General features: G+C 34.8%; 27 protein-coding genes and 2 tRNA genes. 16 read left to right on the top strand and 13 right to left on the bottom strand.

Features of this window, described 5'->3' with window-relative positions:
• Nucleotides 1-585 precede the first annotated feature (585 nt).
• Complete coding sequence (locus ABY905_RS00540) at nt 586-1,035, bottom strand: DUF5675 family protein (RefSeq protein WP_372639458.1); 450 nt, start codon at nt 1,033-1,035, stop codon at nt 586-588.
• 124 nt (nt 1,036-1,159) lie between these two features.
• Here ABY905_RS00540 and ABY905_RS00535 point away from each other — a divergent pair, with 124 nt between their 5' ends.
• Together ABY905_RS00535 and ABY905_RS00530 are read left to right on the top strand one after the other, a co-directional pair.
• A complete protein-coding gene (locus ABY905_RS00535) occupies nt 1,160-1,381 on the top strand; it encodes a hypothetical protein (RefSeq protein WP_372639457.1) in 222 nt (73 codons plus the stop codon).
• Between the two features lie 101 nt (nt 1,382-1,482).
• Nucleotides 1,483-2,106 (top strand): DUF6266 family protein, encoded by a 624-nt coding sequence (locus ABY905_RS00530; protein WP_372639456.1) that lies wholly within the window; start codon nt 1,483-1,485, stop codon nt 2,104-2,106.
• A 160-nt stretch (nt 2,107-2,266) separates the two neighbouring features.
• Here the strand turns inward: ABY905_RS00530 and ABY905_RS00525 are convergent.
• Nucleotides 2,267-2,354: transfer RNA gene (locus ABY905_RS00525), tRNA-Ser, on the bottom strand.
• A gap of 233 nt (nt 2,355-2,587) precedes the next feature.
• Here ABY905_RS00525 and ABY905_RS00520 point away from each other — a divergent pair.
• Nucleotides 2,588-4,222 (top strand): ABC-F family ATP-binding cassette domain-containing protein, encoded by a 1,635-nt coding sequence (locus ABY905_RS00520; protein WP_372639455.1) that lies wholly within the window; start codon nt 2,588-2,590, stop codon nt 4,220-4,222.
• Between the two features lie 142 nt (nt 4,223-4,364).
• Here ABY905_RS00520 and gap read toward each other — a convergent pair whose 3' ends face one another.
• Nucleotides 4,365-5,372, bottom strand: coding sequence for a type I glyceraldehyde-3-phosphate dehydrogenase (gene gap, locus ABY905_RS00515; RefSeq protein ID WP_372639454.1), 1,008 nt, complete (start codon nt 5,370-5,372; stop codon nt 4,365-4,367).
• 223 nt (nt 5,373-5,595) lie between these two features.
• A complete protein-coding gene (locus ABY905_RS00510) occupies nt 5,596-5,724 on the bottom strand; it encodes a hypothetical protein (protein WP_372639453.1) in 129 nt (42 codons plus the stop codon).
• Nucleotides 5,725-5,921: 197 nt separating this feature from the next.
• Here ABY905_RS00510 and ABY905_RS00505 point away from each other — a divergent pair, with 197 nt between their 5' ends.
• Entirely contained in the window at nt 5,922-7,688 is a 1,767-nt protein-coding gene (locus ABY905_RS00505; RefSeq protein ID WP_372639452.1) for a BamA/TamA family outer membrane protein, read from the top strand.
• 314 nt (nt 7,689-8,002) lie between these two features.
• Here the strand turns inward: ABY905_RS00505 and ABY905_RS00500 are convergent, their stop codons facing one another.
• From ABY905_RS00500 to ABY905_RS00490, 3 genes are read right to left on the bottom strand one after another with little or no spacing between them, the layout of a single operon-like run.
• Nucleotides 8,003-9,226: a hypothetical protein gene (locus tag ABY905_RS00500; RefSeq protein WP_372639451.1), complete on the bottom strand. Its 1,224-nt coding sequence runs from the start codon at nt 9,224-9,226 to the stop codon at nt 8,003-8,005.
• 48 nt (nt 9,227-9,274) lie between these two features.
• Complete coding sequence (locus ABY905_RS00495) at nt 9,275-9,838, bottom strand: hypothetical protein (RefSeq protein ID WP_372639450.1); 564 nt, start codon at nt 9,836-9,838, stop codon at nt 9,275-9,277.
• Between the two features lie 49 nt (nt 9,839-9,887).
• On the bottom strand, nt 9,888-10,649 hold the full coding sequence (locus ABY905_RS00490; protein WP_372639449.1) for an SDR family NAD(P)-dependent oxidoreductase: 762 nt from the start codon (nt 10,647-10,649) through the stop codon (nt 9,888-9,890).
• A gap of 342 nt (nt 10,650-10,991) precedes the next feature.
• Between ABY905_RS00490 and ABY905_RS00485 the strand changes: the two genes are divergently transcribed.
• The 4 genes from ABY905_RS00485 (at nt 10,992) to ABY905_RS00470 (ending at nt 16,362) form a co-directional block, all read left to right on the top strand.
• Nucleotides 10,992-13,148, top strand: a complete 2,157-nt coding sequence (locus ABY905_RS00485; protein WP_372639448.1) for an AIR synthase related protein — start codon at nt 10,992-10,994, stop codon at nt 13,146-13,148.
• 138 nt (nt 13,149-13,286) lie between these two features.
• Nucleotides 13,287-14,006 carry a bifunctional demethylmenaquinone methyltransferase/2-methoxy-6-polyprenyl-1,4-benzoquinol methylase UbiE gene (gene ubiE / locus ABY905_RS00480; protein ID WP_372639447.1) on the top strand — a complete coding sequence of 240 codons (720 nt, stop codon included), beginning with the start codon at nt 13,287-13,289 and terminating at the stop codon, nt 14,004-14,006.
• 51 nt (nt 14,007-14,057) lie between these two features.
• Nucleotides 14,058-14,777, top strand: coding sequence for a porin family protein (locus tag ABY905_RS00475; RefSeq protein WP_372639446.1), 720 nt, complete (start codon nt 14,058-14,060; stop codon nt 14,775-14,777).
• 22 nt (nt 14,778-14,799) lie between these two features.
• A complete protein-coding gene (locus ABY905_RS00470; RefSeq protein ID WP_372639445.1) occupies nt 14,800-16,362 on the top strand; it encodes an NAD(P)/FAD-dependent oxidoreductase in 1,563 nt (520 codons plus the stop codon).
• 63 nt (nt 16,363-16,425) lie between these two features.
• On the opposite strand, the gene ABY905_RS00465 is transcribed toward ABY905_RS00470, so the two are convergent.
• Nucleotides 16,426-16,498: transfer RNA gene (locus ABY905_RS00465), tRNA-Trp, on the bottom strand.
• 246 nt (nt 16,499-16,744) lie between these two features.
• Between ABY905_RS00465 and ABY905_RS00460 the strand changes: the two genes are divergently transcribed.
• Nucleotides 16,745-17,182, top strand: coding sequence for a (4Fe-4S)-binding protein (locus ABY905_RS00460; protein ID WP_372639444.1), 438 nt, complete (start codon nt 16,745-16,747; stop codon nt 17,180-17,182).
• A gap of 51 nt (nt 17,183-17,233) precedes the next feature.
• On the opposite strand, the gene hpf is transcribed toward ABY905_RS00460, so the two are convergent.
• The 5 genes from hpf to ABY905_RS00435 form a co-directional block, all read right to left on the bottom strand.
• Entirely contained in the window at nt 17,234-17,515 is a 282-nt protein-coding gene (hpf, locus tag ABY905_RS00455) for a ribosome hibernation-promoting factor, HPF/YfiA family (RefSeq protein WP_372639443.1), read from the bottom strand.
• A 266-nt stretch (nt 17,516-17,781) separates the two neighbouring features.
• Nucleotides 17,782-18,414 (bottom strand): hypothetical protein, encoded by a 633-nt coding sequence (locus ABY905_RS00450; protein ID WP_372639442.1) that lies wholly within the window; start codon nt 18,412-18,414, stop codon nt 17,782-17,784.
• Between the two features lie 68 nt (nt 18,415-18,482).
• Complete coding sequence (locus ABY905_RS00445; protein ID WP_372639441.1) at nt 18,483-19,679, bottom strand: sodium:calcium antiporter; 1,197 nt, start codon at nt 19,677-19,679, stop codon at nt 18,483-18,485.
• A 117-nt stretch (nt 19,680-19,796) separates the two neighbouring features.
• A complete protein-coding gene (locus tag ABY905_RS00440; RefSeq protein ID WP_372639440.1) occupies nt 19,797-20,783 on the bottom strand; it encodes a glycerophosphodiester phosphodiesterase family protein in 987 nt (328 codons plus the stop codon).
• A gap of 141 nt (nt 20,784-20,924) precedes the next feature.
• A complete protein-coding gene (locus ABY905_RS00435; RefSeq protein ID WP_372639439.1) occupies nt 20,925-21,731 on the bottom strand; it encodes a hypothetical protein in 807 nt (268 codons plus the stop codon).
• A 516-nt stretch (nt 21,732-22,247) separates the two neighbouring features.
• On the opposite strand from ABY905_RS00435, the gene ABY905_RS00430 reads away from it, so the two are divergent.
• Genes ABY905_RS00430 through ABY905_RS00400 form a run of 7 tightly spaced genes read left to right on the top strand, consistent with a single transcriptional unit; the run spans nt 22,248 to nt 26,457 of the window.
• On the top strand, nt 22,248-22,595 hold the full coding sequence (locus ABY905_RS00430; RefSeq protein ID WP_372639438.1) for a hypothetical protein: 348 nt from the start codon (nt 22,248-22,250) through the stop codon (nt 22,593-22,595).
• A 9-nt stretch (nt 22,596-22,604) separates the two neighbouring features.
• Nucleotides 22,605-23,018, top strand: coding sequence for an ATP-binding protein (locus ABY905_RS00425; protein WP_372639437.1), 414 nt, complete (start codon nt 22,605-22,607; stop codon nt 23,016-23,018).
• Between the two features lie 4 nt (nt 23,019-23,022).
• Nucleotides 23,023-24,381, top strand: a complete 1,359-nt coding sequence (locus ABY905_RS00420; RefSeq protein ID WP_372639436.1) for a [Fe-Fe] hydrogenase large subunit C-terminal domain-containing protein — start codon at nt 23,023-23,025, stop codon at nt 24,379-24,381.
• Nucleotides 24,382-24,393: 12 nt separating this feature from the next.
• Nucleotides 24,394-24,729 (top strand): serine kinase, encoded by a 336-nt coding sequence (locus tag ABY905_RS00415; protein ID WP_372639435.1) that lies wholly within the window; start codon nt 24,394-24,396, stop codon nt 24,727-24,729.
• Between the two features lie 11 nt (nt 24,730-24,740).
• Entirely contained in the window at nt 24,741-25,478 is a 738-nt protein-coding gene (locus ABY905_RS00410; RefSeq protein ID WP_372639434.1) for a PHP domain-containing protein, read from the top strand.
• 18 nt (nt 25,479-25,496) lie between these two features.
• Complete coding sequence (locus ABY905_RS00405) at nt 25,497-26,027, top strand: ATP-binding protein (RefSeq protein ID WP_372639433.1); 531 nt, start codon at nt 25,497-25,499, stop codon at nt 26,025-26,027.
• Between the two features lie 37 nt (nt 26,028-26,064).
• Complete coding sequence (locus ABY905_RS00400; RefSeq protein WP_372639432.1) at nt 26,065-26,457, top strand: ferredoxin; 393 nt, start codon at nt 26,065-26,067, stop codon at nt 26,455-26,457.
• Nucleotides 26,458-26,464: the final 7 nt, after the last annotated feature.

Here is a 26,464-nt window from a genome sequence, read left to right as displayed (position 1 = left end):
GCCAAGGGCAATGCCTACCCAATATGTTTCATGATTTTAATTGAATAGATAGGGCATGAAACATAGCAAAACTTGCCCTCCACCCAGTTACAACCACCCAGCCTCAAAAAAGCCGCCAAAAACCGCTGGCTGTCAATCACAAGTGCCTTGTTTTACTTGCCAGTCACGGCCTCCCACTCGCAGGCGGCTCGCGCCTTTTATGAAGCATTGCTTGATGACCACCAACTAACCCCACCACCACCCATTTTTAATGCAGGCATTAAAAACAAAAAGGAATGAAAGATTAGCAGTAGTATTTAAATAGTGAACTATTCAGGATAAACTTTGGATCCCTTAGCTGGGATTTTTCCTCCTACCTGATAAACAAGTTATTCCCTTGCCAGTAGCAGGAGAATCCAATTTCTTACGCATTAGCTTTTTATCTCTACCAGCAAGTCAAGGTCGGGGCCTTCGGTTTTATCCGATTTTTGATTCAGGTTTATTTCTTAGGGTATAAAAATCCGATAAAAACCTTGACTGGGCAGCCCGCATAGCGGAAAATTAAAAGTTGTTTAACAGGAAGTAGCAAAAGATCTGTAGGTGAATTTAGCCGTTGATGATTTCCAACGCAATTTGCTTCCCCTGATTCTCAGCTTCAGTAATTTTTAGACTCAGCTCTTTCTCCAGGCTACCTTGAATAATCTGATTGGTCACTCTATGTTTGGCAATTAGAATACAGCCTTCAGTATCTGAATGTCGGTTACCTCCATGAAAGCGAATGCCCTTAAATTGGATGCCCATAGCATTCACGCTTTCATCATTTTGATTGTAAATCAAAGGCATCATTCTTTCATACTTCGGACTAAAACTCAGTTTGACCTGATATTGGTAAGCGGGGAGTGCCGTATGACCTTTCACCTTAATACCAAATGCCCGGACGGTATCTTCCAGTGTATAACCAAAAAAATGTCCATCAATATACATTTTCCCAATAGTGGTTTGACTTGTGAATTCTTCTCGAATAATCCTCAGATGTAAAATATCATGTTCTTTCATAATCAAGCAATTATACAAATTGATGTAGTTGAGTGCAATGCACTGTAAATCAATTCAGTAGTGATGATTTTTGACTTTAATGTATGTATTTTAAACCTATGTTTAACCATTAAAGTCATTGAAAATGAAAAATATACCATCTTTTCTGATTGGCACTGCATCAACCATGGGTATAGCAGAATCCATTGGGATTCAGCCCGACGTTCTTGATGCGGCACAAAGCCTTCCACTTGATAGTACCGAAGCCATGGTTTCAGTAGTTGGTGGAACAGTTTCGACTATAGTGATTGCTTTATTAAAGCGACTATGGGCGAAAAAAGCTAGAAAACGTGATCGCAAAAAGTGAAAGCGTAGAGACAAAAAGGAGTAAGGACATGTAGGTACCTGCTCCGTACCTGTCTCAATTCTATGTTAACTAATCATTTACTAACCCAAATTTTAAATGTCATGGGAAAATACAATCAAGGGATCCTGGGCCCATTCTCAGGTAAAGTTGGCTCCGTAGTGGGGAGCTCATGGAAAGGCGTGAATTATATCAAGTCGCTTCCTGGCCCGAATGCTTCGAATACTGAAGCGCAGCAAAAACAGAGAAGCCGATTTAAGTCGGTGGTCAGTTTAGCCTCATCATTGATGTCAAGTCTAATCCGTCCTGTATGGAATTTAGTCGGTGGCAAGATGACTGGTTATAATCTGTTTGTGAAAACCAATATGCCTGCTTTCGATGAAAGTGGAGTATTGGTGAACTATACTGACTTTCATGCTTCGATGGGAGCTTTACCTCTTCCTCAAATTTTGATACTTCAGGATGATGCAGATGTTGCTTCTGGTATTGAGTTGTCTTGGAAAGATGATAGTGCTACTGGTATCGGTTACGCCGATGACAAATTGCATCTTTTGGTGATGAACGCAGACAATGTTCACATCTTAAACACAGCTTCAGTTCGTTCTGATCAGTCAGCCGAAATTACTTTGCCAGTTTCAGCAGGTGATGTTCATGTGTATGCGTTTTTTGGAACTGCAGATGGAGATAAGTTTTCTCCAGATAGTTATTCTAAAATTGTTCTTTCTTAGAATTTATCTAAATTCTAAGTTCTTTAAGCTGCTTCGCTATGCGTTGCAGCTTTTTATTTTCTAGCCGTAAAAGTGAGTTATTTGTTACACCTATGTTGCACCTGGCTTAGTTTAAATGAAAAAAGCAGCATTTGATAAATGCTGCTTCCCTTGTAAACACTGGCGGAGAGAGAGGGATTCGAACCCCCGGTACCTTGCGGTACACATGCTTTCCAAGCATGCACAATCGGCCACTCTGTCATCCCTCCAGATGTTGAGATAACAAAAGTAGAATAAAAATTGGCTTTACAAAACATGGGTGGACAGAAAACTAATAAAGAGTTTGGTGTACTTGAGTTTTGTTTCTCTTATTCAAGCTTCTATGTAAAAAGTTTCTTCATGACAATAGATTTCGACTATCTCTTATATCTTTGCAGCTTGAAAATAAATATGACTTGCAGATTGAGGTTTTATATGCATAGCAAGTCTAAAAATAAGAAGAATGGTTTCAGTTGATGGTTTGGCGGTAGAGTTTGGTGGCACTACCTTATTTAAAGATATTTCCTTTGTTATAAACGAGAAGGATAGAATAGCCCTTATGGGGAAAAATGGGGCTGGTAAATCGACTCTATTGAAGATTATTGCAGGTGCCGACAAACCTACTCGTGGGCGAATTGGTGCTCCTAAAGATGCTGTGATTGCATACCTGCCTCAGCACTTGATGACAGATAATACACGTACCGTATTTGAGGAAGCCTCTCAAGCTTTTTCCAGGATTTTCGAAATGGAAAAGGAGATTGAGGATTTGAATCTACAAATGGGTTCGCGTACTGATTATGAATCTGAAGAGTATTATCAGTTAATAGAACGTGTTTCTGCATTAAGTGAAGTTTTTTATTCGATTGAGGAAATTAATTACGATGCTGAGGTTGAAAAAACTTTACTTGGTCTTGGGTTTATGCGCGGAGATTTCACTCGTCCAACTTCTGAATTCAGCGGAGGATGGCGTATGCGAATTGAGCTAGCAAAAATTCTTTTGCGTCAACCCGATTTAATTCTTCTTGATGAGCCAACTAACCATTTGGATATTGAATCGATTCAGTGGCTTGAGAATTTCCTTAAGGAATCTGGGAAAGCTGTGATCGTGATTTCTCACGACCGTGCTTTTGTGGATAATATTACGACTCGTACCATTGAGGTGACCATGGGGCGAATTTATGACTATAAAGTAAACTATTCGGAGTATTTGGAGTTGAGAAAGGATAGACGTCTTCATCAGCAGAAAGCCTTCGAGGAGCAACAAAGAATTATAGCCGATAATCAGGCTTTTATTGATAGATTTAAGGGGACCTACTCTAAAACGAACCAAGTATCATCTCGTGAAAAGATGCTTGAGAAAATGGTTATTGTAGAGGTTGATGAGGAAGATACTTCAGCTTTACGCTTGAAGTTTCCACCTTCACCTCGGTCAGGTAATTATCCTATTATAGCTGATGGATTAGGCAAGTCATATAATGATAATTTAGTTTTTTCTGATGCTAAATTTACCCTTGAGCGTGGAGAAAAAGTGGCTTTTGTTGGTAGGAATGGTGAAGGGAAATCGACTTTGGTAAAAGCCATTATGGATGAGATTGATTATACGGGTACTCTAACATTGGGGCACAATACCATGATAGGATATTTTGCACAAAATCAGGCTTCATTATTGGATGAAAATCTAACTGTTTTTCAAACGATTGATGATGTTGCAGTAGGCGATATCAGAACAAAGATTAAAGACATGTTGGGAGCCTTTATGTTTGGAGGTGATAATTCAACCAAGAAAGTAAAAGTACTTTCAGGAGGAGAACGTACCAGACTGGCAATGATTAAACTTTTGCTTGAGCCTGTTAACCTTTTGATTCTAGATGAGCCTACAAATCATCTTGATTTAAAAACCAAGGATATTTTAAAGGATGCATTGTTGGCTTTCGATGGAACATTAATACTTGTTTCTCACGACAGGGATTTTCTAAATGGTTTGGCTGATAAGGTCTACGAATTTGGAAATAAGAAAGTGAAAGAACATTTGTGTGGTATATCCGAATTTTTGGAGAACAAAAAAATGGAGCATCTTACTGAGTTAGAAAAGAAATAAGAATAGCTTCAATTTTAAAATCATATAAAGCTTGTAGAATTAATTTCTACAAGCTTTATTATTTCGGTATTCAGGAAATAATGGGACAAAAAAAAGACCATCCCTCAGGATAGTCTTTTTTGAAATATTGCGTTTCAGTAAATTACTTTACTGAATCCATGTATTGGATTAACTCACATACTTTAGTTGAGTATCCCATTTCATTATCATACCATGCAACAACTTTTACGAAGTTTGGAGATAATTGAATACCAGCAGTAGCATCGAAAATAGAAGTACGAGTATCACCGATAAAATCGTTAGATACAACAGCATCTTCAGTATATCCTAAGATACCTTTTAATTCGTTCTCAGAAGCTTTCTTCATCGCAGCACAAATTGCTTCGTAAGAAGTTCCTTTTTCTAAACGAACAGTTAAGTCAACTACAGATACATCAGGTGTAGGAACACGGAAAGACATACCAGTTAGTTTACCATTCAAAGCAGGAATTACTTTACCTACAGCCTTAGCAGCACCAGTAGAAGAAGGAATGATGTTTTGACCAGCACCACGTCCACCTCTCCAGTCCTTAGCAGAAGGTCCGTCAACAGTTTTTTGAGTAGCTGTTGTTGCATGTACAGTTGTCATTAAACCTTCAATAATACCGAAGTTATCGTTCAAGACTTTAGCTACAGGAGCTAAACAGTTAGTTGTACAAGAAGCGTTAGAAACGAAAGTAAGATCGTTAGTGTATTCTTTGTTGTTTACACCCATAACGAACATAGGAGTATCGTCTTTAGAAGGTGCAGACATTACAACTTTTTTCGCACCGCCATCGATATGACCTTGACAAGTTTCTTTAGTTAAGAAGAAACCTGTAGATTCTACAACGTATTCAGCAGATACTGCACCCCAGTTGATATCAGCTGGATTTCTTTCTGCAGTAACACGTACTACGTTACCATTAACGATCATTTGACCATCAACAACTTCAACAGTACCGTTGAATTTTCCGTGAGTAGAATCATATTTTAACATGTAAGCCATGTAATCTACATCTAAAAGGTCGTTAATAGCTACTACTTCGATGTTACCTTGAGCAACAGCCTGACGGAATACGAAACGTCCAATACGTCCGAATCCGTTGATACCAATTTTAATCTTTGACATTTTGTATAAAGTTTTAATTTAATAAACCCTTTGTTTCTTGTAAGGCAAAAGTATAGAAATAAATAAGAAAACGAGAGGTAAACGTGAAAAAAAATCATGTATTTCCTGATCACGCGAAAGGCTTTCTTTCTTATTAGTCAGTTTGTTATGCGAATCTGTAACGATTGCAATTAAGTGATATTAAAGCAAAAAAAAATCTCATTCTAATGAGATTTTTTACTTTTTATACTGTTTTCATGGTTTTCTGTGTTTCAACTTTAGAATATGCAGGACATTTTTTTTCAGTAGCACAAGAACTTAAAACGGTTCCTACCAACATAAGTAGGCAAAGTGCATAAAGTAGTTTTTTCATAGTGTTATTTTTTTCGAATCAAGATTCAAATTTAATATTTATAGGTTAGACTCAAGGGTTATTAAAGAAAAACTAAGCATTTTTGTTTAATAATTTGTAAAAGATAATGATAATCTTGTAACTACAGAAATTATCATTCATTTTTGAATCTAATTTTAATCATTCGGAATCATAACTTGTTTTTGTTTAAGCCAAATATGAAACTTTACAATATTAATATCTTAATTCTGTTTAAGATCAGCTTATTATTGATTTTGTTGTTGGTGATATCACCGTCTTTATTATCTCAAAATAAGGTTTGCCACTTAAAACTAATAGGAAGTGATATCTCAATATTTAGGAAGCAAGCCAAACAAATTAAGCGATATCATTTTAATGATGAAAAGACTCTGAACTTAAAAGTTGAGCAATTGAAGTCTTATTATATTGAGAAAGGCTATCTAGAAACTAATATTGATAGCATTTATAAAATTTCCGATACACTTTATGCGGTTTTTCATATTGGAAAACCATATGTATGGAAAGACTTAAATTTAGTTGTTGATAAACCTATTGGTAGGGAATATTTAGCCTTTAATTTTAAAGGCTCTAAAGGATTTTATTTTAAAGAGGGTACAGATGAGCAGTCTGTAATATTGGATTATTATTCAAATCACGGATACCCTTTTGCTACATTAAGTCTATCTGATATAAAAATTGCTGATGGTGAAATAAGAGGTCATTGTTTTTTGAGCCCTAATCAGCGAGTTGTTTGGGATAGCATGCTGATAAAAGGAGATGCTCAAATACATTCTAAATTTATTGAAAATCACCTAGGTATAAAGCCTGGGCAAGTCTATTGTGAAGAAAAATTTGAAGCGATTTCCCAATTGATTTCTAAGCTTGACTTTATATCAGAAATTAAACCATCTGAACTTGAATTATTCGATGGAGTAGCCAAAGTTCATCACTATCTAAAAAAGCAATCAGCTAATCGATTTGATGGGATTATTGGTTTTCAAAACAATAATGAAACGGATAGGTTAGAGCTCACGGGTGAAGTGAATCTGGATTTGGTTAATTCATTTCATAGGGGAGAACGTATTCAGTTTAATTGGCGAAAATTAGAAGAGAGTAGCCAGAATTTGAAAATTGATTTTCACTACCCCTATATTTTTAATTCAAAGCTGGGTACTGATTTTTCATTTCAGCTCATGAAGCAGGATAGTACTTATGTGAATACAAATTTAAGGTTGGGGCTCAATTTTCAGCAGACAGGGAACAGTGGTGTACGTTTATTCTATCAATTGAAGTCATCCAGTCTTATTTCTTCCAAGCATTTTGCAGGCTTAACGGTATTGCCTGATTTTGCAGATTCAAAATCGAATCTCTTGGGTTTTCAATATGAATATGAGAAGTTGGACAGGAGGTATAATCCTCTTAAAGGCTGGCATTGGATTCTTGATCTATCGGGTGGTGAAAATAAGATTAAGAGAAACATCAATATTCCAGACGAGTTATATGAAAATATCGATTTAAAAACGAAAATCTTTGAAGGTACCCTTAGTCTTAAAAGCTATATTCCCCTAGGTTCAAAATTGGTATATCATTGGCAAGTAATGGCTGCGTGGATGGAGCGAGTCAATTATTTTGAAAATGATTTATATCGTTTGGGAGGGATGAAAAGTATCAGAGGCTTTAACGAAGATTCTTTTAGAGCCTCAAAATATGCCCTTACTAGGCAGGAATTCCAATTTGTTCCTAGTCGAAATACAAGTATTTATCTATTCTATGATTTGGCTTGGTATGAGCAAGAAATACAAGAAAAGATAATGTCAGATCATCCTATGGGTTATGGATTTGGTTTAAACTTTTCTGCGGGATCAGGCATGTTCACTTTAAACTATGCTTTGGGAAAGCAAAATGAAGAATCTACGGATTTTAAATCTGCCAAAATCCATTTTGGATTTATCGTTAAATTTTAATTCAAAAATGGCTGAACACAGGAGTGAACAGCCATTTTAAACATCAAACTTCAAATTATTAGTCGCGATTTCATCAGTACTTTGAATTAAAATCAACAGTCAAAACTAGTCATAAGTTTGGAGTTTGTTAGATCTTGAAAATAAGTTCTTAAACATGGCGCAAACGTTTGTATTTGTTTTATATTTGCATCTATATTAAGCGAGGTGGGCTTCATTTTACCTCTTGATTTCCCTCGCTTTCTTTCAATAAAAAAAACACCCACTTAAAAGTGAGTGTTTCTATCTCTATCAGCCTTTTAGGCTAAGCTTATAATCTATAGTTCAAAAAGAGTTTTGTAATTGGTATTAATTAATTCATCTACTTTTTTATAAAAAGCTTTCATCTCATTCTTATTGATTCCTTCTTTTCTCCATTTCTTTAGGTTGTCTTGACTCAGTTTAAGGATTTTATTTTCAGCATTCTCTAGTTGTTGAATGATTCCTGTTTCTTCTTTGTTATAAGCTGCAGTTGTGTTCATATAGTCTTCACCAGCTCCTCTGGATACAGGAAAGAACTTTTTCTTCAATTCTAAGGTTTTGATACACAATTCTGCATTTTTATCTTTGTCAGCGCAAACAGTCTCTGGTAAATCAACATTTTTTAAACTCCAAGTTGGAACAGCGACTGATGCAAGAGGAAAACCAAGTAAAGTCCACATGGTTGTTAGTCTAGGATCTTCATTGTTCTTAACGCCTTGAATAACAAAAGAGGAAGTTGATATGTAACGATTGATGCAGTCTTTTACTACGATAAAGTTATTCTGATTTTCAGATAAATTTTGATATGACTTAACATCGTCTTCAGTCAGGAAATTCTCAAGAGATCGACACTGGTTTTTAAGAATGAAAGTTGGATCAAGTTGGTTGGTTCCTGCTGCTGCAAAGAATTCCTTTTCAGCATTCATATAACGTATGTAGCCATAACCTTCGTTTTCTCTGCCAGTAAATGAATAGTTTGCTCTAATGATATAACCATTAGGAGCTACTTTCTTATCATTAGCATCAAATTTCACGAAACCTTCATCGTTTGTTTCGAAATAGGCTGCTCCTCCTTTTGCATCAATCACACCAAAATTTGCTTCTAATCCCATCGGTTTTGGCAAGTTTGCAAGTAGTTTCTCAAAATCCTCTAGTGTTTTGCAACTCTGTAAGGCTTTCTTCATAATTATACCTTCTTGATCTTTAAACTTGGCATCATTATCTTCTCTTAGATTAAAAGAAGCTGAGTTCATAATCGCAAAGCCAAATTCGTTGTTCCCTCCCCAAATTTGGTGACCATTTTTATCGTTAGAGTTGATTAAGCCAACGTAAGTAAAAGCGCCATCATTGAAAAGGCGTAGTTTGTTTTGGTAACTTTCAGAGTCGCGATGTTTCCACAATATAGGACGCCCATCTTTTGTAGATTTACCTGAAATAACGGCTGTTGTACATGCTATAGAAGAACTATAAGCTAATCCTAAAAGGAAGCTTAATAGTGTGATGTGTTTAATGAATTTCATTCTAGTGTTAGTTGGTAGTCAAAAACTGAGGTTTAGTTTTCGATTGAGTTAGTTTACTGTTTTATTTGGTCGGTTAAGTATATAATTACAGAAAATAATACTCAATAGAGTAATTCCTGAATTGGCCACAATAGGTAAATCATGTGGCAAATATATTTTAAGTGCAAAAATTAAGAGAAAGGCGATAAGGATTCCCATTAGAAGGGCTGAAAACATGTTTTTTGAGTTTTCGACACTAGCTTCTTTCCCAATTTGTTCTATCCCATCAATGTCAACTTTGAAATTAATCATGGCTTCGTTGAATGCTTCAGCTTCTTTTGAGAAGAATAGTTTCGTTTTTGTTGATAAAAACTGGCCTGCTGAACTAAACTTATATTGGGCAAAAAGATCGTAATCCATTTTTTCAACCTTGATGACATCAAGCCTAACTATGGTTCTCCAATTTAAGGGATTAAGTGAGGTTAAGTTTCCCCACCATGATCCCTTTTTCAAAGTCATTCCATATGCATTCGCATCAATTAATGTATAGCCCCTTGTTTCGTAGAATTTGATAATATCTGAAACGAGAAGCTTCTTATTACGTTTTATATTGCAATTGCTCAATTTGTCCATAATGCAATTTTATTGATTACGAAAGATACTTAAAAAATATAGATGGTCTTTATTGTTTACGATTCACATCTCTTGCTGATGCTTGGGATGAAGGCATAATAAGAATATCGTTGATTGAAACATGCTCAGGACGCGTTACAATAAAAAGTAAGCTTTCAGCGATGTCTTCAGCTTTTAACGGTTTAAATCCGTCATAGACTTGTTCAGCTTTGCTTTCATCACCTTTAAAACGAACAAGAGAGAATTCAGTTTCAACCATGCCAGGAGCAATTGAGCTAACTCTGATATTGTGTGGTAATAAATCAATTCTCATTCCCTTAGTAATAGCCTCTACTGCATGTTTTGTCCCACAATATACATTTCCACCAGGATACGTTTCTTTTCCTGCGATAGAAGAAATGTTGACAATTAATCCCTTCTTGCGAGTAACCATTAGCGGACTTACACAGCGTGTTACATAAAGAAGACCTTTAATATTAGTGTCAATCATGCGATCCCAATCGTCGATAATGCCTTGTTCGATTGGAGAAACTCCAACTGCTAAACCAGCATTATTAACTAAAATATCAATATTCTTCCATTTTTCAGGTAAAGAATTTATTGTTTTTTCTACTTCTGAGTAGTTTCTTACATCAAGACATAGACTAAATACCTCTCTATTATATGTATCTTGAATTTTATTAGCGAGATTTTTAATGTTTTTTTCACGTCTGCCTGCAATAATTAAGTCAAATCCATTTTCGGCTAATTTTAATGCACAGGCTTCACCTATTCCTGCTGAGGCACCAGTCACTAAAGCTATTTTGTTCATATTCTGAGTTTTGTTGTGTTTTATGAATGTCTTTTGTTCTACAAGTATTAAGTTTAGAACTCAATTTTTTCAGCCCTAAATTTAGAAACAAAGTATCTAATTGATGTTAGTGTTCATTATTTTTTTATAAATTTAGTTAATCATCTGGCAATGGGAACAATCGTGTTACTATATAGACAGATTAATTGCTATATGTGTTTTGATCTTTAAAAGTTTATGTTTTAATAAAGTTATAATTATTGGCAAAGAATAAATAATTGGTAATCAGATGAAATGAACCGTGAATAACTAAGAGCTAGAGCGGTGACTTCCATGTGCTATTAATATAAAAATTATAAACACATGAAAAACAAGGCGAATACGTTAAAGGTTGCGGAAGAATTAGAAGGTTATAAAGACGTTTTAGATTCAATATCAATGAAATTAGGTCGAGAACTTAATGAGTTGGAGTTGCTTATTTATTCTGCCATGTGGGCTGAAAGGATTTCTTATAAAAGTTCTTACCAATGGATAAAATCTTTACCTTCAGAAGGGGATAGGGTTGTTGTTGGAGCTGGAGTAGCAAATTCTGGGGCTGTTGATATTGGTAATGATCTATGTTGTGTTTTTAAAATGGGAAGTCACAATCATCCATCAGGCATAGACCCCTACGAAGGGGCTGCTACTTGTGTTGGTGATATTATTCGAGATGTTGTGTCGCTTGGAGCAAAACCAATTATTTCTCTGAATTCTTTTCGCTTTGGTAATCAAAATCTCGATAGAACGCAATGGTTGATGGAAGAGGTGAGAAAAGGTGTCTACGATTATTCTTCCTTACAATACGTTAAAAATATTAATAGTGAAATCCGTTTCAACTCCTGTTTTAATTGTAATCCACTCGTAAATGTATTAGTTGCTGGTCTTGTACATAAAGATCATCTTATTTTAAACAGAGATATTCGTGTAGGTAGTGCTGTGTTTATTGTTGGAAATTTAACGAGTAATGATGGTATTGCTGTTGATGAAAAAACAGGTTCTGTTGCTAAAAGCAATCCAGATTTGTCAAGTTCAATGATAAAAACAATCTTAGAATTAACTGAGCAAAATGCCTTACTATGTGTTGAAAATATGGATATAGCAGGTTTAGTAAGTGCCTGTTCATCTATTGGTGCTAAAATTGAATATGGTATTGATATTGAGTTGAATAAGATCCCTTTAGCTAAGGATGATTTATCAGTGGAAGAAGTCATGTTATCTCGAACTCAGGAGAGAATGATGCTTGTAGTTGATCAAACAAAGATTGAAGATGTAAGGCATTTTTTTAATAGATCAGAAGTTCTTTGTACACAAATTGGAACGATTGTAGAGAATAAGACATTAACGTTCTTTGATGATAATGATGTGGTTGCAGAATTTTTTCCAAAAGACCTTGTTATGGGTTGTACTGCTCCTCAAGAAACGAGAAAATATATTCCGTTAACTGAGAGTAATCATAGAGATCTTTTAGAAACTATTCCTGAACCAGATGACTACTGGAAATTGATTAAACATTTGTTGAAAGATAAGAATATTGGTGTTAAATCACATATACAGTTGCACAACCAAATAGAAGAAAATCATTCACCTTCTGATGCCATTGTGTTGTATGATAAAAACACAAATCCACTGTGTTTTACAATTTCTGGAAACTCCAATTATTGCAATTCTAATGCTTTTGTTGGGACACAGATTAATGTGGCAATGGCTTTACGTCGAATTACATGTACAGGTGGAAAAGCACTAGCGATTAATGATTGTTTGAATTTTGGAAGTCTCTTAGATGAGAAAATTTACGCACAACTTGTAGAATCTGTTACGGGTTTATCTGAAGCTTGTCAATTCTATAATATTCCAGTTTTAGGCGGGAATGTTAGTTTCTATAACGAAAGTACGATCGAGGGAAATCGAATTTCTATTCAGCCAACACCAGTGATAGGAATGATGGGAATTATAGATTATCCTCAAGATCATACGTCTTATATTTACAGAAAGAAAGGAGATATGATCTTTCTTATTGGGCAATCACGTAATGATATTGCTGGATCGCAATATTTACAATGTATTAGGAAAGGTACTCCTGAGGGAATTCCTTACTTTTCACTTTACGAAGAGAAAAAAGTGAATGATTGTATTCAAAAACTAATTAAACAAAAGTTGATTGTTTCGGCACATAGCGTAGATGAGGGAGGTTTGTTTTTCAATTTAGTATCATCTGCTATGCCATTAGGCTTTGGTTTTGATGTCACTTCGCCTGCAGAAGTTCGAAAAGATGCCTTCTTGTTTGGAGAATCTCAGTCTAGAGTTGTCGTTTCCGTATCAATGGAAAACGAAGATGATTTTATTGATGCAATGATGGAGTATGGGGTATCTTTTTCAACTTTGGGACATGTTACGAAAGGGGAATTGCGCATTGATGATATTCCTTTTGGTTTTATTGATGATTATAAAACCGATTTTCAGTTGAGTTCTCCTTTTGATTGATTAGGAATCATGTAAATAAAAGTAAATTTTGTAATCGGCTTGTCTTGACAATTAATATATTTGCGTTTGGTTTCTCGACTCTATTTTTTTAGAGAATCTCAATTATCAGATTTATTAACCTTAAGAAAATATATTTTAGTGGTCAATCCATATAAAGATTTAGATAAAGGGAAAAAAGCACAGGTTGCCTTGATGTTCAATAATATAGCTAGGAAGTATGATTTCTTGAATCATTTCCTCTCTCTTGGGATCGACAAGCTATGGCGAAAAAAAGCCATAAAACTACTTCGTTCTCATCAGCCCAAACGAATGTTAGATATTGCTACTGGTACTGGCGACTTTGCTATTGCCGCCCTAGAATTGAATCCTGATTCAGTTATTGGTATCGATATTTCGACAGAAATGTTGGCTGTTGGTCGTGAGAAAATTGCTAAAAAAGGATTAAAAGATAAAATTCAGCTTTTCGAAGGAGATTCTGAAAATATTCGATTTGATAATAATTCATTTGATGCCATCACTGTTGCCTTTGGAGTTCGAAATTTTGAAAATCTGGAAAAAGGAATTAGTGAAATGTATCGTGTATTAGATAAAGGAGGAAAGCTTGTTGTGTTAGAGTTCTCAAAACCACGCAAGTTTCCGATTAAGCAACTCTACAACTTCTATTTTTTCAAAATTTTGCCTTTCTGTGGACGAATCGTTTCAAAAGATGTGTCAGCATATACTTATTTACCTGAATCTGTCGAGAATTTTCCTGATGGGGAAAAATTTCTTGAGATTTGTAAATCTTGCGGTTTTAATACGGTGAAGGAGCAAAGATTAAGTTTTGGTATTGCCTCGATTTATATTGGGACTAAGTAGAACAATAATATTTAAATAATCAGGTTATTTATTGAAACAACACATTCAAGTTTGAAGAAAGCACTTATTATATTATTGCTCTTATTCTCGTCTAGTTATCTATATTCTCAAGGGGTTTATCGTTCTGGGCGTATCTTAAACAATCAAAAAGTCGATCAGAAACGATTGCATTTTGGTTTCACTTTAGGATTGAATGCTATGGACTATGCCATTCGGAATTCTGCTAAAGATAATACACGAGCAGAACAAGTGACTTTCTCACCCGGTTTTTCAGTAGGAATTGTTTCTGATTTGAAATTACATGAGAATTTCTCTTTACGTTTTCAACCTGGTTTAGAGTTTGGAGAGCGAATGATTTTATATTCAGATGATTCTGATTTAGAAACCCCACCAGCTGAATCGATTCAAGAGAGTGTCGTAATAAACCTACCTTTTTTATTAAAGTATAGAGCAAAGAGACTCGATAATTTTCGACCTTATTTGGTTGGAGGTTTTAGCTACAAAATGGATGTGCAGGCTCCTAGTCATTTAGATCCAGAAGATAATGTCATGGTCAGTTTAAAACCTAATTATTTTAGTTTAGAGCTAGGGGCTGGTATTGATTTTTATTTACCATATTTCAAGTTTGCTACCGAGTTAAAATTCTCTCTTGGTTTGCAGGATATTTTGAATCATAAACTTGATTCTGAAAATCCAGATGCAGATTTTTACACTCATTCAATCAATAGGATGAGTTCGAAAGTGGTGACGCTTTCATTTCATTTCGAATAAGATACACCTTTTACATACACATATGATTACCGAAATTAATTTGGTTTTAAGTCCGCGCGAAGCTTCAGAAGAACGTTTCTATAAACCATTAGTGGCCAATAATTTGAAAATATATGCTTCTAGAATCACTGGAATTCAGATTCTTCGTCGATCGATAGATGCCAGACAACGAAATGTCAAAATGAACATGCGTTTTCGTGTGGCTTACGATGAGGATTTTCCTGACTTGAAATTATCTGATTTTAGCTATCAGGATGTCTCCGATGGAAAGAAAGTGATCGTAGTAGGAGCAGGGCCGGCAGGTTTGTTTGCTGCACTTAGGTTGATTGAATTAGGCTATTGTCCTATTGTATTGGAAAGAGGAAAACGAGTAGAGGACAGAAAGAAAGATCTCGCGGCAATCCATAAAGATAGAATTATTGATCCTAATTCGAATTATAGTTTTGGTGAAGGAGGAGCTGGTACATTTTCTGATGGTAAATTGTATACGCGTTCTAAAAAAAGAGGTAATATTAAGAAAATACTTGAAGTTTTGCACTTTCACGGAGCTCAGGAAGACATACTGATTGATGCCCACCCACATATTGGAACTGATGTATTGCCTAAAGTGATTGTTCGAATTAGAGAAAGTATTATTCAGGCTGGAGGCGAAGTTCATTTCTCAACAAAGGTGAACCATTTACTTATAAGCGATAATAAGATATCTGGTGTTAGAATTGAGTCTGGTGATGAAATTAAGGCAGAAGCGGTTATTTTAGCAACAGGTCATTCAGCTCGTGACATATATTACCTTTTGGATTCCCAGAAAATAGCTATTGAAGCAAAGACATTTGCAATGGGCGTTCGTATTGAGCATTCTCAGAACTTAATAGATCAGATTCAATATCATAATCCTGAAGGACGTGGAGAGTATTTGCCAGCGGCAAGTTATAGCTTTGTTCAACAGGTTGACGGACGTGGAGTGTATTCATTTTGTATGTGCCCTGGTGGTGTGATTGTTCCTGCTGCGACTGGAGATAATCAGCAGGTTGTAAATGGGATGTCATCCTCACGAAGAAACACAGCCTTTGCTAATTCTGGAATGGCTGTTGAAGTCATGGAAGAAGATCTGAAGGAATTTGAGGCGTATGGTGCTTTAGCCGGAATAAAATTTCAAGAAAAAATAGAGGCTTTAGCTTTTGAAAAGGGAGGTTCAGATTTAACTGCTCCAGCTCAGTGTATGTCTGATTTTGTAAATGGTGTTCGTAGTTCAAGCCTTCCTCAATCTTCATATCAGCCAGGACTAAAAAGTTCCGCCTTACATGAGTGGTTGCCTAAACATATCAGCTATCGTCTTCAGGAGGGGTTTAAGGCATTTGGAAGGAAATCAGAAGGTTTTCTTACTAACGAGGCTGTTATTCTCGCTGTAGAATCTAGAACGTCTTCTCCTGTTAGAGTTCCTCGTGACAATAAAACCTTGCAACATATTCAAGTTTCTGGTTTATTTCCATGTGGCGAAGGCGCTGGTTATGCTGGAGGAATTGTATCTGCAGCAATGGATGGTGAACGTTGCGTTGAAGCCTTACATAATTTGCTCCTCGAATAATATTGTGAAAATTAGTAGACATGAAAAAGCCTTTCGAATATTAATTCGAAAGGCTTTTTTATGCACGGGCGGAGAGACTCGAACTCCCGACACCTGGTTTTGGAGACCAGTGCTCTACCAACTGAGCTACGCCCGTATTTGATTGAGGTGTTACCCCCTTTGTTCGCTGACAAAAGTAGAACAAAATCTGAGATGTGCAAATTGTTTTATGAAAGAAAGAAAATAATTTTTTCTTTCTGTAAGGCTTGGTTTTGCTACTGTTTTAAGAATGAGCTTTTTAGTTTGGAATGTAGAGTGTCTAAATTTTTAATGAAATTTTCATTTAAAAGTATTAAATTATGAATTAGAGGCTTTGACTGTTAATTTAAAAAAAACGACTGATATGAAAAATACTAAAAAAGAATATAGTAATGGTGAAATTACTGTCGTATATCAGACTGATTTGTGTATTCACTCTGAAGTATGCTCAAAAGGATTAGCATCGGTTTTCCAACCAGGAACTCAGCCTTGGATAAAAATTAATGCTGCAAGCAATGATGAAATTATGAAGCAAGTGCAAAAATGCCCAACCAGAGCACTTTCATTTTATGTAAATATGCCAGAGGAGGAGGATCGAGAGGTGCCAATAGCTATTGAATCAGGATTGAAAGTAAAGGTTTTGACAAAGGGGCCGTTAATGGTTGAAGGATCAATAACATTGGTTAATACTAATGGGCAGAGAGAAATTAAATCAGGAGAAACGTATTTTTGTCGATGTGGTACATCCAAGAATAAGCCATTTTGTGATGGATCACACAATGTGATCGATTTTGAAGACTAAAAAAAAGCTCTGATACATTTTGTATCAGAGCTTTTTTTTAGGGCTAGGAGATTATTTTTCCTTGTTTTTTAGAATCTGAATTCTTAAAGCATCAACAACAAGTTCTGCAGCTGCTTCAAATGAATTAGATTGTTTTTTAGCGAAAAGTTCATTCCCTGGCAAGTTTACTTTTACTTCAACAACTTTATTCGCTTTAGGATCTGAATTTTCAATATTTAAAGTGACGTTGTAATCACTAATATTATTATCGAATTTATTTAGTTTACTCAACTTCTGATTGATAAAAGCTTCAAGTTTCTTATCTGCTTTAAAACCTACGGATTGCATCTTCATATTCATCACAATTCCTCCTATATTTTAGTGCTCAAGAGAGCATGAGTTAATATTTCGTTAAATAGTAACTGATCAGTATTAAATGTGCACAGGTGGCTTGTAATAGCCATTTTGATTAATCTTATTACTTTGAAAGTAAGTATAATTTTTCAATTAGGAAAGCCTTTGTGAATAATTATTATGATGAAGAAATGTTAATTTATCTTAAGAGCCTTATTACTAGAAGAGATAGCCTCTGGAATTTCTTTGAAATATAATTGTGAGGCTTATTTTATACTATTATTTTGATTTCTGGACACTGAATTTAGCACATGGTAAAGTTGATCATCCAGAAAGTGATTTTCGAAATCAGCCATTATGCTTTTAAATAGAGGTAAAGTTTTGCCTTCCATTATAAGTAACATGTCACCTAAGTTGTGATCTGCAATCTTAATCGGAATGTAGACAGCTTGTTTTCCTGATTTAAGTTTAAATTTCGTAATTGTGTCAGATTTGAATTTATCAATTTCTTCACCAGAATTGTAGACGTATTTTTTGCACCCATTGAAATGGAAGTTACCTCCAATTACATTTGCACCCGGGTAATCAAAAAAGTTAATAATAAAATCTGCGACTTCTTTCTGAAAATCTTCACAGTTTTCATATAATTCAAGAGCAACCTTGTCTTTGATAACATCAAATTTTCTTGAAAGTTTATAAGGAATAGAAAGGATTGTATAGAAATAGACACCTGATACAACAGCCAGAAGTGTTCCTATTATTGTAGCGGGTATTTGCCATAGGCTTATACCAAAAGCTAATTCAATACCATACCACGAGCAAATGGACCATACTAGAATCCAAAAACTCAATAGTAATTGCAAAGAGAATTTATAGATGATTTCAAATGAACTAAACATGATTTATTGAATTAAAATATTGAATGAAATTTAAAGTTAGATGTATCATTAAATATAAGCAAAAACTTTTACCAGCTTGAAGTAAAATAATTAGCGATTAATTGAAGGTATTCGCCTAAGCCTCCTGGTTGTCTGAGATACTTAATAAATGAACCTGCTGTTTGTGCAAGAAAAGATTCACTGCCAGTGTAATATTCTGCAGCACCGATAGCATATAATATAAATATGAGATACAGAATACCTAAAATTACAACATGGCGTTTTCTTAAAACGGTACTGAAGTAGAAGATTCCAATAGTTATTAGGGTGACTATTAATAATACGACTCGAATATCAACAAGGGTTGATCCAGCTTCGGTAAATTCGATCTTTTGACCAGTAAATAATAAAAACAAGGCAAGTGGAAGTCCCAAGCTAATTGATATATCAAAAATATTCGATCCTAAAATATTAGCTAGAGAGTCATCGTAGTTTCCTTTTTTAGCATCTCTAATTGATATAATGGTATCTGGAACGCTACTAGCAGCTGCAATTAATATCAATGCAACAAACAAAGGGTTTATTCCTAAGGAATCTGAAATTGCCTTACAACCTTCAACGAGTCCAGCACAAGCGGCAGCGATGACCAAAGTGGAGCCTACTAAAAGTAGCCAGCTTCGGCGTTTTCTTCCTTTGTTAGTTTTCAATACATAAGTAAGATACCTACCGTCTTCGTTTTCATTATTAGCTTGGGGTTCAAATCTTTCACCCTTTTTCATCGATATCATCGTGTATGCAAGATAGACAAGATAGAAAAGTGTAAATGCCCAGCCGTGCCAATGTGTGATATATTTACTAGAAAGCAATATAATAAGTAAGACTTCGGCAGCTATAAGGAATAAACCATCTCGAAGAATAACTTTTTTACTGATTTTTATTCCAACTATGCTTGGTACAGTTGCAAAAACGGTTCCTATAACTAGCATAGGGATAGCAATGCTATTGAATATAGCAGAACCCGTATTCCCACCTATACTTGCTGCTAAATCTCTTGCCAGGTTGGCATGTGAGGCGAATATAAGGAAAAAGACTGTTGTTAAAAGTTCAGGAATTGATGATCCAATTGCGTTTAATGAAGCTCCTTTTACACCCTCACTCATGTTTCTGCCTAGGTAGCCAGTTGCAACCTCAAAGCTATCACATGATTTTGCTATAATAATGGAGCAAAGGATCATTAATGTGAGACCTCCATACCAGGTATGGAATATAAAATTTAAGATATCCATGGTTTTCTAAAAGATGAGTTCAGACGTTGTTCTTATTTACGTCCCGAAAATAAAGGTAATTTTTTAATTAAAATCGGTAAAGTCATTATTTAAATGCCATAGGTTTTATCTGTATAGCTATTTCACGGGGCCTGATTTTACAATTATTTCGTTTTGTGTTTTCAGGTGAATATTTTTTCTTAGCTCCCTGTTTTCCAAATACTCTATAAGTAATTTAGGTTCATCTGTTACGATGATATTGGCACCAAAATCGAGAGCCCATCCCCATTTGGTTTTAGAATTAGGTGATTTTTCTCTGTTGCTATAGTTGCGAACATTTTCATTTGTGGTTGTACTTACCCAAATTCTGCAAAAATTTTGTTTCAGTTTATTTATAAGTGGAAGTAGTAACGAATCTTTTTCTGTGAGATTGATATCGAAAACAAGAGGTTTGTATTTTTTTATATAATTATTGGTATAGCGCTCTAGTTTTTTATTTTTTCTAATTATTTGTGGGATGTAAATAAGTCGATTTTTGGAGCATTTTTTTTGAAGATTGATTTTATAAAAATCATCTCTTTTTTTTATTATAATTTGATTTAAAGTATTTGTTTTATAAAGGTGTTTAACGATTTTATTCAAATGCATTGTGCACTTGTCTAAGTTGATTAAAATTTTTCCTTTTGACAGAATTAAAGCCTCGTCTAAGGTTGGTATTTTATGAAAGGTAGGCTTGCCTTCTCTATCAGTTAGAAATATTCCCTTTAAATCGTTTAATGTAAATTTTGATACTTTACCGCTTCCAGTTGTTGTCCGGTCTAATGTTTTGTCATGTATTACGACAGGAACTTTATCTTTAGTAAGCCGCACATCAATCTCTAAGATGTCTACTCCAATTTCAATGGCATTTTTTATGGCTTGTAGGGAATTCTCTGGTGCATTTGTCCAATCACCTCTATGTGCAACAACCATAACATAGGAGTCGGAAGGTATGTTTAATATTTGAAGTAGGGAATCAATTCTGTTATTAGCTTGCTGTTTTACTTCAATATTTTCACAATAACAATTCCCAATTAAAGAAAGGAATAGTGTTAGGATAAATAAGATTGTAAACAGATATCTCATAGAATAGTTCGTGTATAGATAGATGTTAAATGTTGATTAAAGAGGGGCTCCATAATCATTGCTTAGCTCTATACTTTAATTTACAATTTATATTGTAAATATTCTATGCCTAGTCTACGTGTTTTGACCAATGAAATTATTTTATCCATCACACGGTAGGTAATAGTCTTTCAAGGGATTGATTAGGAGGATAGGGTTTGGGTAATGATTAATAAAGTATTTTATTTTTTTAGAATTGTACCTGAGTAAGAAGACGCCTTGAACTTTTCCTGTCATTAGTACAACAAGGTCCGATTCATTAGTTGTAGCTGTTTTAAAAGCTTCTTCATCGATATGTTTGCTAGAGAACTCCGATTTGTGGATTTTGTAATCAAATATAAATTGAGAGAACATCTTCTTTGTAAATAGTAATGTGTTCCTAATCGTTTTCTTGAGAGTCTCTTCCTTTTCAGTAGCTGGAATTAATTGAACCACTGCATTATTGAACCTTCCAAAATAACTCGCCCAAATCATTTTTTCTTTCGACTCTTTCTTATGATCAATAGGCAGAATGATATTTGAATAATCCGTTTTGATTGATGTCTTATAGCCTACTATGAATGTTGGGATTTTAGCATTAAGAATCCATGAGAATATGTTGTTTTTTAAATAGAACTTGAAATCGTTTTTTTTATCAATTTCAATAAGCATGAAAATGATATTGAATTCTTTTATCATTTTATTTGGCTGGTCGTCTGCAATGGTTAGTTGAAATGTGCCTGCATTATCATGATCAGAGATGTAATTTTCTAAATCCTCATTTGGGATTTTATTTTTTGAAAAAGGTGAATTTGAGATTAAGACTTTTGATTTGAAGATATTAGCAATCTTTAGCGCATGATTTAAGGCTTTTTTGTTTGGATTCAATTTCTGAATAAGAAGTAGTATGTGTTGATTTTTATTATACATGTATTAAAGAAAAAATAAGTTAAATGAGATAGAGATATTGTTATTTTAATACTTTACTTCTTAACTTAATGATTAATTGTTATGGATTTAAGTTAATAATTGGTACAAGAAACGCCTTTTTATCAAGATATGTTCAATTTTGATTGATTTTAAACAGATTGATAGCCTAGAATCATTATTGCCTAAAAGAGTCGAATTGAATTCAACATAAATTCAACTTAAATAACGAGAATTATTTTCGTGTAATTATTATTAATCTAATAATTACAGGCTTGTGTCGTGTTTTTTAGCATGTTTGGCGAGATTGAATGATATTGTTTTTTCTAGACTCTAGTTTACAGTGCTTTTCTTTATTAGTACTCATTAAAAACTGTTATGAAGCATAGTTATTTAGACTAAATATGTATTTTCCACTTTTCCTTTCATTCCGTCTTTGTGTGTTCTTTTATCTTGCTCTATTTCTTATCTTAGCATCGTTGTTCATACAAATAGCTGAACATAATATAATAATAAAAGATGATAAAGGTCTCTCAAATACTTAATGTTTTAAATGCTCAGATTGTCTGTGGGAATACAGATTTAAATCAGGATATTGATTTTGGTTTTGCTTCTGATCTAATGAGTGATGTCTTGACTGTTGATTCTGACAACCTGCTGTTGGTTACGGGTTTGAATAATTTACAAACGATTAGAACTTCTGAAATGTCAGATATTCCTTATATTTTATTTGTGCGCGATAAAAAAGCCTCTGATGAAATGAAGAATCTCGCAGTGGAAAGTGGCATTACACTTATGGAATGCCGTTATTCAATGTTTCGTGCTTGTTCGCTTTTGTGTAATATGGGTTTGGAACCCGTTTATTAATTCTGACATATGGATTTTAAATTTGATATTGAAGGAGGCAATTTTTCAAAGGCTGGTGCAGCTTCAAGCGATGTGAAGAAGGTATTGAAGAAGCTTAATGTAGATCCAAAGTTGATAAAACGAATTGTTGTTTCTATTTATGAGGCTGAGGTTAACGTTGTTGCTCATGCCTACGAAGGAGAGATGAATGTTTCAATCTTTCCAGATAAGATAATCGTACGTATTGTTGATAAGGGACCCGGTATTCCTGATATTGAGTTAGCAATGCAAAAAGGGTATTCCACTGCTTCGCCTCAAGTTCGAGAAATGGGGTTTGGCGCTGGTATGGGATTGCCTAATATAAAGAAGAACACCAATGAGTTGAATATAAAATCAGAGGTTGGTGTAGGTACTGAAATTGAACTAATTAACTATTTAAATTAGAACAATGGAGAAGCTTCCTTTTTATCATGCTCTAAAAGTTGTCGAAAACGTTTGTATTGGCTGCACACATTGCATAAATGTGTGTCCTACAAAGGCAATTCGTGTGAAATCAGGTATAGCTGACATTGATAAGAATGCTTGTGTTGATTGTGGTGAGTGCTTAAAAGCTTGTCCTGTGAATGCTATTATCGTCGAACAGGACGATTTTAATCAGATATTCAGCTTTAAACAGCGAGTTGCATTATTACCTACTGTGCTATTAGGGCAATTCCCTGATGAAATTACAGAAGAACAAATCTATTCTGTAATTCAAGAAATGGGTTTTACTCATGTTTTTGAAGTTGATGAGGCTGTTGATTTATTGATTGAAGGTACTAAGGAATATATGCGAAAGCATCCACAAATGCGCCCATTTATATCTAGTTTTTGTCCATCTGTAGTTCGCTTAATTCAGGTGCGTTTCCCTTCTTTGGTTGAAAATATTGTACGTCTTAAACCAGTTGTTGATATCTCTTCTCAGTTCTATCGCAAGAAATTAATTGACGAAGGTTTCAATAATGATGAGATTGGTATTTTTTATATAACACCTTGTGCTGCTAAAATTGCAGCGGTGAAATCTCCTGTCGGTGAAGAGGAATTATTAATTGACGGAGTAATTAATATGGACTTTATTTATAATAAGGTCATGTTGAGTATAAAGAAAAATAGTAAGGAAAAGCAAAATATTTCGAATTATCGATACTTGTCAAAAACGAGTATAGAGTGGACTTTAACCAATGGAGAGGCATCTCAATACTCAGGACGTTGTTTAGCAATTGATGAGATTCATAATGTAATTGCTTTTCTGGATAAGCTAGAAAATGAAGAAATTACCGATATTGATTTTCTTGAGCTAAGGGCTTGTGATAGGAGTTGTGCAGGAGGTGTATTGAGTACCGAAAATAGATTTTTGGCTGTGGAGCGTTTAAGTAAGCGAGCCAATAAAGATATTAAGAAGCAGAAAGAGACAGAGGAGATGTATGACACTTATCGTCCTTATTTGCTCAATAATATGGCCATTTCAGAAATAGAGCCCAGATCAATATTGAGTCTGGACTCTGATATGATGATAGCCATGGATAAAATGAAAAAGATTCAGCGTATCATGAGAGTTTTGCCAGGCATTGACTGTGGAGCTTGTGGTGCGCCAAAATGTAAAGTTTTAGCTGAGGATATAGTTCAAGGGAAAGCTAAGATGACGCAGTGTGTGTTTTTACAGAAAATGCTAACAAAAGAAGAATTAATAAGCCCACAAGAATCTTTCGATATATCTGAGAGGACATGGGGTAAAGGGCGTTTTGAGAAGAAAAGCTTAAAAGGATAAAAATAGATAACAATGAAAGTAAGTGATATTGTTGAGGCGTTAGGCTTAAAGGTTTGTTCGGGAGAACAGGGCTTAAATAATGACATTGAAGGAGGTTATACTTCTGATTTGTTGAGTGATGTTATGGGTAATGCCGATTCTAATCAAGTTTGGGTAACGCTTCAAACTCATAAGAATATTATGGCTATAGCCTCATTAAAAGAATTAGCAGCTGTTATCTTGGTTAAAGGTTATGAGCCGGAAGCTGATGCGGCAAATCAAAGTAATATAGAGGGGATTCCAATTCTTTCATCAGAAGAGGAAGCTTTTGAATTGACAGGTAAGCTTTATAAACTAATTAGTGACTAGTAATTGAAATCATGCGAACGTTTCGAGTCGACTTACATACACATACAGTGCTTTCTCCTTGCGGAGATTTGGAGATGAGCCCTGTTAATATTGTGAATAAGGCTAAAGAACGAGGTATCGATATATTAGGAATAAGCGATCATAACTCAACCTTGCATGCACCGCTAATAAAAGAGTTAGCTGCAAAGGAGGGAATCGTTGTGATGATGGGAGCAGAAGTAACAACGAAAGAAGAAGTGCATTGTCTTTGTTTTTTCGAAACAGAGGAAATTCTGGCTGTTTTTCAAGCTTATTTGGAGGAGCATCTGCCACACGTACCCAATGATGACGAAAAGTTTGGTTATCAGGTAGTGGTAAATGAAGCTGATGAAATTGTAGGTGAAGTTGAATGGCTGTTAATTTCAGCTCTTGATCAGAGTATCGATCAATTAGAAAAGAAGGTTCATGAATTGGATGGCTTATTTATTCCAGCTCATATAAACAAAATGCAAAATAGTGTTATCTCACAATTAGGCTTTATTCCTTTCGATTTGAATGTGGATGCACTAGAGGTAACAAGGCATATTAGTAAAGAGTCGTTCTTGGAAAAGAACACTTATTTGAAAGGTAAGACATTTATTAAGAGCTCCGACGCTCATTGTATTGAATTGGTTGGAGATATTTATACCGAATTCCTTCTACAGGAAGCCAGCTTTAATGAAGTGAAGATGGCTTTAAGAAACGAAGATGGCCGTACAGTGAATTTATAATAAGAAGACGTGAGAGATTTGTCAGAACATATTATGGATATTATTCAAAACTCGGTGAGTGCTAATGCGACTCTTGTTGAGCTTGAAATAATTGAGGATGTGAAAAATGATAATTATAAACTAATATTTAAAGACAATGGTTGTGGTATGTCTGAAGAGGTTTTGGTAAAAGTTGCAGATCCTTTTTTTACATCTCGTACAACGAGAAAAGTAGGTTTGGGTATTTCGCTTTTAAAGCAAAATGCAGAACAGACTGGAGGTAGTTTAAATATTTGGTCTAAAGAGGGTGAAGGGACTGAGGTAGAAGTTGTTTTTTCTCATTCGAATATCGATAGGCCAGTATTGGGAAATATAGCCGAAACCATTATGTTGTTGGTGGGAGCTAATCCAGAAATGGATTTTCTATACAAGCACACAACGCCGCAGGGAGAATATGTGTTTGACACAAAAGAAGTGAAAGAAGTTTTAGAAGGAATATCGCTGAGCGACCCTAATATTCTGGTTTACGTTAAGGAAATGATAAACGAGAATATTAGTACAATTATATAAAAATGAATTTAGTTTCTAACCTTAAATATTTGAGATTATGGCAAAAGTAAAATCTCTTGCAGATCTGAAGAGAATGAAAGAAGATCTTCAGTCAAAAATGGATCTTAGAGAAAAGAGTAATGCTCCAGATAGTGTTGTGCAAATTAAAGTAGGTATGGCTACTTGTGGTATTGCTTCTGGTGCAAAAGAGGTAATGAATTTCTTTATCGAGGAAAGTGCCAAGAGAGGAATTTCAGCTATTGTAACCCAAACAGGATGCATGGGCTATTGTTTTGCAGAACCTACTATCGAGGTAATTATGCCAGGTAAGGATCCAATAGTTTTTGGTGAAGTAGATGTGAAAAAAGCCGACGAGATTATTGAGAAATACGTTAAGAATGGTGAATTGGTTGATGGGATTATACCTGTAAACTATAATACTATTGACTAATATCTAA

Origin of the sequence: Ancylomarina sp. (assembly GCF_041555295.1) — a bacterium.
Classification (GTDB): domain Bacteria; phylum Bacteroidota; class Bacteroidia; order Bacteroidales; family Marinifilaceae; genus Ancylomarina.
This window is presented reverse-complemented; position numbering and strand designations above follow the sequence as displayed.

Coding starts and splice junctions, on each gene's coding strand:
- ABY905_RS00540 (WP_372639458.1), bottom strand. CDS start 1,035: ATGAAAGAACATGATATTTTACATCTGAGGATTATTCGAGAAGAATTC.
- ABY905_RS00535 (WP_372639457.1), top strand. CDS start 1,160: ATGAAAAATATACCATCTTTTCTGATTGGCACTGCATCAACCATGGGT.
- ABY905_RS00530 (WP_372639456.1), top strand. CDS start 1,483: ATGGGAAAATACAATCAAGGGATCCTGGGCCCATTCTCAGGTAAAGTT.
- ABY905_RS00520 (WP_372639455.1), top strand. CDS start 2,588: ATGGTTTCAGTTGATGGTTTGGCGGTAGAGTTTGGTGGCACTACCTTA.
- gap (WP_372639454.1), bottom strand. CDS start 5,372: ATGTCAAAGATTAAAATTGGTATCAACGGATTCGGACGTATTGGACGT.
- ABY905_RS00510 (WP_372639453.1), bottom strand. CDS start 5,724: ATGAAAAAACTACTTTATGCACTTTGCCTACTTATGTTGGTAGGAACC.
- ABY905_RS00505 (WP_372639452.1), top strand. CDS start 5,922: ATGAAACTTTACAATATTAATATCTTAATTCTGTTTAAGATCAGCTTA.
- ABY905_RS00500 (WP_372639451.1), bottom strand. CDS start 9,226: ATGAAATTCATTAAACACATCACACTATTAAGCTTCCTTTTAGGATTA.
- ABY905_RS00495 (WP_372639450.1), bottom strand. CDS start 9,838: ATGGACAAATTGAGCAATTGCAATATAAAACGTAATAAGAAGCTTCTC.
- ABY905_RS00490 (WP_372639449.1), bottom strand. CDS start 10,649: ATGAACAAAATAGCTTTAGTGACTGGTGCCTCAGCAGGAATAGGTGAA.
- ABY905_RS00485 (WP_372639448.1), top strand. CDS start 10,992: ATGAAAAACAAGGCGAATACGTTAAAGGTTGCGGAAGAATTAGAAGGT.
- ABY905_RS00470 (WP_372639445.1), top strand. CDS start 14,800: ATGATTACCGAAATTAATTTGGTTTTAAGTCCGCGCGAAGCTTCAGAA.
- ABY905_RS00460 (WP_372639444.1), top strand. CDS start 16,745: ATGAAAAATACTAAAAAAGAATATAGTAATGGTGAAATTACTGTCGTA.
- hpf (WP_372639443.1), bottom strand. CDS start 17,515: ATGAAGATGCAATCCGTAGGTTTTAAAGCAGATAAGAAACTTGAAGCT.
- ABY905_RS00450 (WP_372639442.1), bottom strand. CDS start 18,414: ATGTTTAGTTCATTTGAAATCATCTATAAATTCTCTTTGCAATTACTA.
- ABY905_RS00445 (WP_372639441.1), bottom strand. CDS start 19,679: ATGGATATCTTAAATTTTATATTCCATACCTGGTATGGAGGTCTCACA.
- ABY905_RS00440 (WP_372639440.1), bottom strand. CDS start 20,783: ATGAGATATCTGTTTACAATCTTATTTATCCTAACACTATTCCTTTCT.
- ABY905_RS00435 (WP_372639439.1), bottom strand. CDS start 21,731: ATGTATAATAAAAATCAACACATACTACTTCTTATTCAGAAATTGAAT.
- ABY905_RS00430 (WP_372639438.1), top strand. CDS start 22,248: ATGATAAAGGTCTCTCAAATACTTAATGTTTTAAATGCTCAGATTGTC.
- ABY905_RS00425 (WP_372639437.1), top strand. CDS start 22,605: ATGGATTTTAAATTTGATATTGAAGGAGGCAATTTTTCAAAGGCTGGT.
- ABY905_RS00420 (WP_372639436.1), top strand. CDS start 23,023: ATGGAGAAGCTTCCTTTTTATCATGCTCTAAAAGTTGTCGAAAACGTT.
- ABY905_RS00415 (WP_372639435.1), top strand. CDS start 24,394: ATGAAAGTAAGTGATATTGTTGAGGCGTTAGGCTTAAAGGTTTGTTCG.
- ABY905_RS00410 (WP_372639434.1), top strand. CDS start 24,741: ATGCGAACGTTTCGAGTCGACTTACATACACATACAGTGCTTTCTCCT.
- ABY905_RS00400 (WP_372639432.1), top strand. CDS start 26,065: ATGGCAAAAGTAAAATCTCTTGCAGATCTGAAGAGAATGAAAGAAGAT.